1 pseudogene is annotated in these 943 nt (G+C 65.1%); it reads right to left on the bottom strand.

What is annotated here, in order from left to right:
• A pseudogene (locus tag I71_RS13305) lies at window positions 1–943 on the bottom strand (TAT-dependent nitrous-oxide reductase); the annotation flags it as partial.

Raw genomic sequence — 943 nt, 5'->3', positions numbered from 1 at the left:
CGCCCCGAGGCCGAGCTGCGGTTCGGCGACCACCACGTCGCGCGGCTTGATCTTGTCGTCGAACAGGTCGTCGAGCAGGCGCACGTCGAAGACGGTGACGGTCGGCGACAGCTTGCCATTGACGGTGACGTGGATGCCGTCGGGGGCGGCGTTGATGCCGTGCGGATTGGCGGGCACCGGGATGTAGCGGGTGAAGGCGCTGCCGTGGCGGCCATCGACCACCGGCACGCCGTTCACCAACGGGACCTTGCCGGCCTTCACGGCTTCGTCGATGCGCTTCAGGTTGAAGACGACGATCCAGTCCTGCTCGGCGCTGGTCATCTCCGCCGCAGTGACGCCCTCTTCGGAATCGTAGCAGGTGGAGAAGGCGTATTTGCCCTGGTAGTCGGCGTCGGTGTTGTCGAGGTTGCCGTCGACCCAGACCTGCCAGGCGATCTTCATCGTGTCGCCGTCGATGGCGGTGAAGTGCGACTTGTAGGCCTTCGGGTTGGTCAGGTCGCGGCCGTCATTGGGGGTTGGCACGCGCTGTTCGCCGTTGGCGAAGACATAGCCGGTGCGCGGGAAGCGCTGCGGGCGCAGGCCGTGGATGGCGGCGGCGTTGGGGATTTCGATGATGGTGTCGGTCTTCATGATGTCGCAGCGGATGCGCGCGACACGGGTGTTGGCCTTGTCGTTGATGAAGATGTAACGGCCGTCATAGGTGCCGTCGGTAAAGGACATGTGCGGGTGGTGGGCGTCGCCGTTCAGATAGATGCCGCCGCGCGTCTCCAGGAACTTCCTGGTTTCCGGCAGCATGTGCTCGGTCAGGATCTTCCGGCTCTCGTTGGTCATGCCCCAGCCGGTGGCGGAGCAGCGGTTGAACACCGGAATGCGCATCAGCTCACGCATCGACGGCAGGCCGAGGATGCGGACTTCGCCGGAATGCCCGCCGGAATGGAAGGCA

Source organism: Azospirillum sp. B506, assembly GCF_000333595.1.
Classification (GTDB): Bacteria; Pseudomonadota; Alphaproteobacteria; order Azospirillales; family Azospirillaceae; genus Azospirillum.
Note: the sequence above shows the minus strand (reverse complement) of the source record. Positions and strands in the feature narration are given on the sequence as shown.